At 64.9% G+C, this 6,330-nt stretch carries 6 protein-coding genes; 1 reads left to right on the top strand and 5 read right to left on the bottom strand.

Features of this window, described 5'->3' with window-relative positions:
* Position 1 precedes the first annotated feature (1 nt).
* A complete protein-coding gene (gene fabB / locus AC4FAH_RS09265; RefSeq protein ID WP_043334810.1) occupies positions 2 to 1,219 on the bottom strand; it encodes a beta-ketoacyl-ACP synthase I in 1,218 nt (405 codons plus the stop codon).
* Between the two features lie 13 nt (positions 1,220 to 1,232).
* The gene (fabA, locus tag AC4FAH_RS09260; protein WP_043334808.1) at positions 1,233 to 1,748 is read right to left on the bottom strand and encodes a 3-hydroxyacyl-[acyl-carrier-protein] dehydratase FabA; all 516 of its coding nucleotides are present in this window, start codon (positions 1,746 to 1,748) and stop codon (positions 1,233 to 1,235) included.
* Between the two features lie 297 nt (positions 1,749 to 2,045).
* Here fabA and AC4FAH_RS09255 point away from each other — a divergent pair, with 297 nt between their 5' ends.
* Positions 2,046 to 3,884 (top strand): putative bifunctional diguanylate cyclase/phosphodiesterase, encoded by a 1,839-nt coding sequence (locus AC4FAH_RS09255; protein WP_225347407.1) that lies wholly within the window; start codon positions 2,046 to 2,048, stop codon positions 3,882 to 3,884.
* A gap of 5 nt (positions 3,885 to 3,889) precedes the next feature.
* On the opposite strand, the gene AC4FAH_RS09250 is transcribed toward AC4FAH_RS09255, so the two are convergent.
* The 3 genes from AC4FAH_RS09250 to AC4FAH_RS09240 all read right to left on the bottom strand — a co-directional run.
* On the bottom strand, positions 3,890 to 4,429 hold the full coding sequence (locus AC4FAH_RS09250; protein WP_225347406.1) for a DUF2878 domain-containing protein: 540 nt from the start codon (positions 4,427 to 4,429) through the stop codon (positions 3,890 to 3,892).
* A complete protein-coding gene (locus tag AC4FAH_RS09245) occupies positions 4,417 to 5,700 on the bottom strand; it encodes an SAM-dependent methyltransferase (RefSeq protein ID WP_225347405.1) in 1,284 nt (427 codons plus the stop codon). The genes AC4FAH_RS09250 and AC4FAH_RS09245 overlap by 13 nt, the downstream gene beginning before the upstream one ends.
* Positions 5,701 to 5,710: 10 nt before the next feature.
* Positions 5,711 to 6,330 (bottom strand): DUF1365 domain-containing protein (locus tag AC4FAH_RS09240; protein WP_490245937.1); only part of this gene is annotated, 620 nt, incomplete at its 5' end.

Raw genomic sequence — 6,330 nt, 5'->3', positions numbered from 1 at the left:
ATCAGTCCTGGAAACGTTCCAGAATCAGGCAGGCGTTGGTGCCACCGAAGCCGAAGCTGTTGGACAGCACACGGTCGATCTTGACGCCATCACGACGGGTCGTGACGATGTCGAGGCCTTCGGCGCGGTCATCCAGCTCGCTGACGTTGGCAGACGCGGCAATGAAGTCGTTCTCCATCATCAGCATGGAGTAGATGGCTTCCTGCACGCCAGTGGCGCCCAGCGAGTGACCCGTCAGCGACTTGGTCGAGCTCATTGCCGGGCTGGCGGCGCCGAAGACTTCCTGGATGGCCTTGAGCTCGGCCACATCGCCCACCGGCGTCGAGGTGCCGTGGGTGTTGATGTAGTCGATATCGCCATTCACGGTCGCCATCGCCTGACGCATGCAGCGTGCTGCACCTTCGCCGGACGGTGCCACCATGTCGTGGCCATCGGAGGTCGCGCCATAGCCGGTCACTTCGGCGTAGATCTTCGCGCCGCGTGCCTTGGCGTGTTCCAGCTCCTCGAGTACCAGCATGCCGCCGCCGCCAGCGATGACGAAGCCATCACGGGTCTTGTCGTAAGGACGCGACGCGGTTTCCGGCGTGTCGTTGTAGCTGGTGGACAGGGCGCCCATGGCGTCGAACAGGCAGGACAGGGTCCAGTGCTCTTCTTCACCACCACCGGCAAACACGATGTCCTGCTTGTTCAGCTGGATCTGTTCCACGGCGCTACCGATGCAGTGGGCAGACGTGGCACAGGCCGAGGAGATCGAGTAGTTGATACCCTTGATCTTGAACGGCGTGGCCAGACAGGCAGAGACGGTCGAGCCCATGGTGCGAGTGACGCGGTAGGGACCGACGCGACGCAGGCCCTTGGCGCGCATCACGTCTGCGGCCTCGACCTGGTTTGCGGAGGAAGCGCCACCGGAACCGGCGATCAGGCCGGTACGCTCGTGGGAAACCTGCTCTTCGGTGAGACCGGAATCGGCAATCGCCTGCGCCATGGAGATGTAGGCATAGGCCGCAGCATCCCCCATGAAGCGCAATTGCTTGCGATCGATGTGGTCTTCGAGATTGATGTCGACAACGCCGGCCACGTGGCTACGGAAGCCCAGCTCGGCGTATTCCTCTTTGCGGCGGATACCAGAACGTCCTTCGCGGAGCGATTCCAGGACCTGCTGGCGATCATTGCCCAGGCAGGAAACAATGCCCAGCCCGGTGACTACCACTCTACGCATGGGAGCCTCCCGTTCAGAAGTTCGCAGTGGAGGTGAACAGACCGACGCGCAGGTCGTTGGCCTGATAGATGTCGCGACCGTCAACTGTCACTGTACCATCGGCGATGCCGAGGATCAGCTTGCGAGTGATGACTCGCTTGATGTTGATGGTGTAGGTCACTTTCTTGGCGGTCGGCAGCACCTGGCCAGAGAACTTGACCTCGCCGCAGCCCAGCGCGCGGCCACGGCCCGGATTGCCCAGCCAGCCGAGGTGGAAGCCCACCAGCTGCCACATGGCATCGAGGCCCAGGCAGCCCGGCATCACCGGATCACCCGGGAAGTGGCAGTCGAAGAACCACAGGTCCGGAGAGATATCCAGCTCAGCAATCAGCTGACCCTTGCCGTGGCTACCGCCTTCCTCACTGATGTGAGTGATGCGATCCAGCATCAGCATGTTGGGAGCAGGCAGTTGCGCATTGCCCGGGCCGAAGAGTTCGCCCTGGCCACAGGCCAGCAGCTCGTCGCGAGTAAAGGAGTGTTGCTTGGTCACTGAGTCATTCCGAGTAGCGGGATGGTAATGCCGTACGAGGCACCTGAGCGCCTGAATGGGGCTAGTCTAATGGCTGGCACCCCTGAATGCACGTGGGGGCCAGACTAAAGGGCAGCAAGGGCGGGTGCAAATAAGTCCTACAGCTGGCGGGAAAGTGGTCGATAGGAGCTAGTGTGTGATTCGCGCGGGATCCTCTTTGCCGGCATCGGTCGCAATCCGCTGGAGCCGTGCCGAGAGTGGCCCGCTGCCTGCAAATGCAGGATCATCCCCGATGACCCCTTCCACCGAGAGCTGCTTATGTGGCCGCAAGCCCACTTCAATCGGCCCCTGATCATCGGGGCGCTCGTTGCCTTGACAGCGCTGCCCTGGTTGCCGGGGCTTGAGCTGCGTCTTGCCGCGTTGCTGCCTGCCGTTCTGGCGGGGCTGGACATCGCGCGCCAGCGTCGTCGCCAGCTGCTGCATCGTCAGCTGCTGGAAGCCGCCGTGCACCTGAGCAGTGATGGTCTGGTGATCAGTGATCGCCACAATCGGGTGCTGGCCGTGAACGCCGCCTTCAGTCATATCACCGGTTACGCACCGGAAGAGATCATTGGTCGCAACCCTTCCCTGCTGTCTTCCGGGCGCCATGACGAGGAGTTTCACGCCCGTTATCGCCAGGCGCTCGAGGTCAATGGCCACTGGGAGGGCGAGGTCTGGAACCGGCGCAAGCAGGGGGATGAATATCCCGAGTGGCTGCGGGCACGCCGTATCGAGCAGGGCGGCGATGTCTTCCATGTCGCTCTCTTTACCGATATCACCCGCCACAAGGCACGCGAGCAGGACCTGCAGCGCCTGGGGCTGGAAGACGCCCTGACGGGCCTGCCCAATCGCCGCCGGCTGGGCGACCTGCTGGTCAGTCGCCTCAATGGCCTGCGCGCCGGGGAGGCGATGGACCTGGCACTGATCGATATCGATGCGCTCAAGAGCATCAATGATGCCCTGGGCGCGGAAGGGGGCGATCGTCTGCTGCAGCAGTTCTCCCAGCGTCTGACGGCGCTGGCGCGCGGCGGCGTGGTCGGGCGCATCGGCGGCGACGAATTCGTGATTCTGCGCTCTACGGCGGGGGGCGAGCATACCGCCTGGGTGGATGAGCTGCGTCAGGTGTTGACCAAGCCCTTCGAGATCGGCGATCAGGCGCTGCACCTTGCGCTGTCGATCGGCAGCTGCCGCGCCCCGGAGGATGGCGTTGACGCCGATGTGCTGATGCAGCGCCTGGAAAGTGCCCTGTATGCCGCCAAGCGACATGGTCGCAATACCGACATGCGCTTCCAGCCTGCACTGGATGCGGGCGGTGACCTGCAGCTGGGGCTGGCGAATGACCTGCGGGTCGCCATCGAGAGCCAGGGGCAATTGCAGCTGCACTATCAATGTCAGCACGACGCCAGCACCGGCAAGGTCGCGAGTGTCGAGGCGCTATTGCGCTGGAAGCACCCGCTGCGGGGTGCCATCTCACCGGCCGAATTCGTGCCGCTGGCCGAGCGCCACGGCCTGATGCTGCGCCTGGGCAACTGGGTACTGCGCGAGGCAGTACAGCAGCAGGCCAGCTGGCGGCGCGCCGGTCATCGCCTGTGCATCTGGGTCAATGTCTCGGCCTTGCAGCTGATCCAGGGTGGCTTTGAGGCCTCGCTGGCGGGCCTGTTGATGGAGTATGACGTGCCTGCCAGCTCCATCGGGCTGGAGCTGACGGAATCGGTATTGCTGGATGAGCGTGCCGGCGACGTCTCACGACGCCTGGCGGCATTACGCGCTCGCGGCCACCAGATCGCGGTGGATGACTTCGGCACCGGCTATTCGTCACTCGCCTATCTGAAGGACCTGCCGGTGGACAAGCTCAAGCTGGACCGCGCCTTCATCCGCAGCCTGCCCGGCGAGCGTGCGGATGCCGCCATCACCATGGCGGTGCTGGCGATGGCCAAGGGCCTGGGCATGGAGATGATCGCGGAAGGCGTCGAGACCGCTGAGCAGCGTGAATATCTGGTATCGAATGGTTGCGGCTGGATCCAGGGGTTCTACTTCTCGCGGCCGGCGCCCGCGGGGGAGGTCATCGAGCGGCTCAATGGCTACGAGGCCGGCAATCTGGCCATCAAGGCCGCCTGAGGCGCTCAGGCGCGCTCGGCATGGCCATGAAGGCGTGCGATACCCAGGCACAGGCCGCCCCAGATCAGCGCCTGCGCCGGTAGCAGCCAGTCGGCGAGGGTCACACTGGCGAGCTGCGCCCCGCCGTAATAGGACAGCGGCGCACTGATGGCACCGCAAGCCGCCGCAAGCCAGGGCCGCTGCCACAACCAGCGCAGCGCATGATGGATCGTGCTGGCGAACAGCGGCCACAGACACCACATCCAGACAGGCAGGGGCAGCCAGTGCGCCCAGTCAGGCGTGTCCGAGGTGATGGTGTAGCCACCGGCCAGTGACAGGCTGCCATCCACCACCATGCCCAGCGCCACGAAGGCGGCCAGCCAGCGCAGCTCGCGCAGGCGCTCACTCGTCGGCACGATCAGCCACAGATGCACGGCCAATATCAGCGGCGTGGCCAGCAGGGCGACCGTCGAGCCGCCCAGTACGCAGCAGAACCAGCCGAGCTGAAAGAGCCCGGCATTGAGCAGTGCTCCAGGGCGCTCGGACAGCAAGTTCAGGCGTCCCAATCCTGGAGCCCCGCCTGTACCGGACGCGCCCCCGGCCCCCCCAGCAGCAGCTGACAGGTGCCGATGGTGCGCTCGCGGAAGCCCCCCTCGCAGTACGCCAGGTAGTAACGCCACATGCGCACGAAGCGCTCGTCGTAGCCCTGCGCATAGACCTCCCCGAGACGCGCCTCGAAGCGCTGCCCCCAGGCCTTGAGCGTGGCGGCGTAGTGCAGGCCGATATCCTCGAGCTGCAACAGGTTCAGCTGGGTATCCTGTTGCATGGCGCTGAGAATCGCCGCATGGGACGGCAGGAAGCCGCCGGGGAAGATGTAGCGCTTGATGAAGTCCATCTCGCGGCTGGCGGCCACGAAGCGCTGATCGCGGATCGTGATGGCCTGCAGCGCGATCAGGCCTGCCGGTTCGAGCAGGCGCTCGAGGGTCTTCAGATAGGTCGGCAGATACTGATGGCCGACCGCCTCGATCATCTCCACCGAGACGATGCGATCGAAGCGGCCTTCCAGTGCCCGGTAGTCTTCCTTGAGCAGCGTGATGCGATCCTCCAGCCCTTCCGCGGCGATGCGCGCCTGGGTATAGGCGTGCTGCTCATCGGAGATGGTCGTGGTGGTCACGCGGCAGCCGCGTGTTCTTGCGGCATGGATCGCCAGCCCGCCCCAGCCGGTGCCGATTTCCAGCAGGTGATGCTGCGGCCCGAGTTCCAGCAGGTTGAACAGTTTCTCCAGCTTGTGGGTGGAGGCCGCCTCCAGACTGGCTTCGGGATAGGGGAACACCGCCGCGGAATACATGCGGTGCTCGCGATCGAGAAACAGCTCGAAGAGATCATTGCCGAGATCGTAATGCGCCGAGATGTTGCGCTTCGAACCCGCCAGCGTATTGCGCGCCAGCGCGTAGGCGACGCTCAGCGCCCACTTGGACAGGCGCGACGTCCCGCTGTCCACCGAGTCATTGACCTGTTCGAGGTTGTAGGCGAACAGGCGCACCAGCCCGACCAGATCATCCGTCTCCCACTGGCCATCCATGTAGGCCTCCGCCGCCGCGACGGTGCCACCCAGCGCCATGCGCCGCCAGGCGCGTGAGTCATGGATACGCAGTGTGACGTTGCGCGCGCCGCCCTTGCCCAGCACGTGGCGCTCACGGCCTTCCAGCACCGTCAGGCTGCCACCCTCGAGCTTGTCGAGCATGCGCAGCAGGCGTGGCCGCAGCAGCCGCGTCAGGCGGTCCGCCGGTGCCCGGGTCGTGGCCAATGTGGGGGGAGCGGGTTCGAATTGGCTCATGATGAGTTCCTCATGATGAAGACGGCGAGCGCGGATGGTCGAAGATCGGCACGCGCTTGAGCGCCAGACGCAGCGCCTCGAAATGAATGCCTGCGACCGTCTTGAGCGTCATCCAGGGGAAACGCAGCAGCAGGCGATGAAAGGCGCGCGGGGTAGCCGGTTCCAGATGCAGGCTCAGGCTGGCATCGAACAGCGAGTGCTGCGCTTTCCGCGCCGTATCCCCGGTGAGGGGGTGGTTTTCCATGTGCAGCAACAGCTCATCCGCGCTGGGGTCGTTGAAGCGCCAGTGATAGCGCATGCCCATCGGCATGAAGGGCGAGACATGCATGCGCTTGTCGAACTGCGCCGCCTGCATGCGACGCTGCGGGTCCGTACGGGCGGCATACAGCACGCGCTCCCCCCAGGGGATATTGGTCACCTCACCGAGCACGGCGCCCAGCTGGCCTGAGGCGTGATAGAGGTAATAGAGGCGGATCGGGTTGAAGCCGATCCCGAAGTGGCGCAGCTGGGTCAGCAGAAAGATGCGACCCTGCGGCAGCGGCGCGTGATCGCCACTGCGGGCAAGCTCGCGCTGGCAGGCGGCGCGCACCCGTTCCTCGAGTGGGCCATCGGCAATGTCGTGGACCGCGG

The sequence above is a fragment of the Cobetia sp. genome, assembly GCF_983723665.1.
Note: the sequence above shows the minus strand (reverse complement) of the source record. Positions and strands in the feature narration are given on the sequence as shown.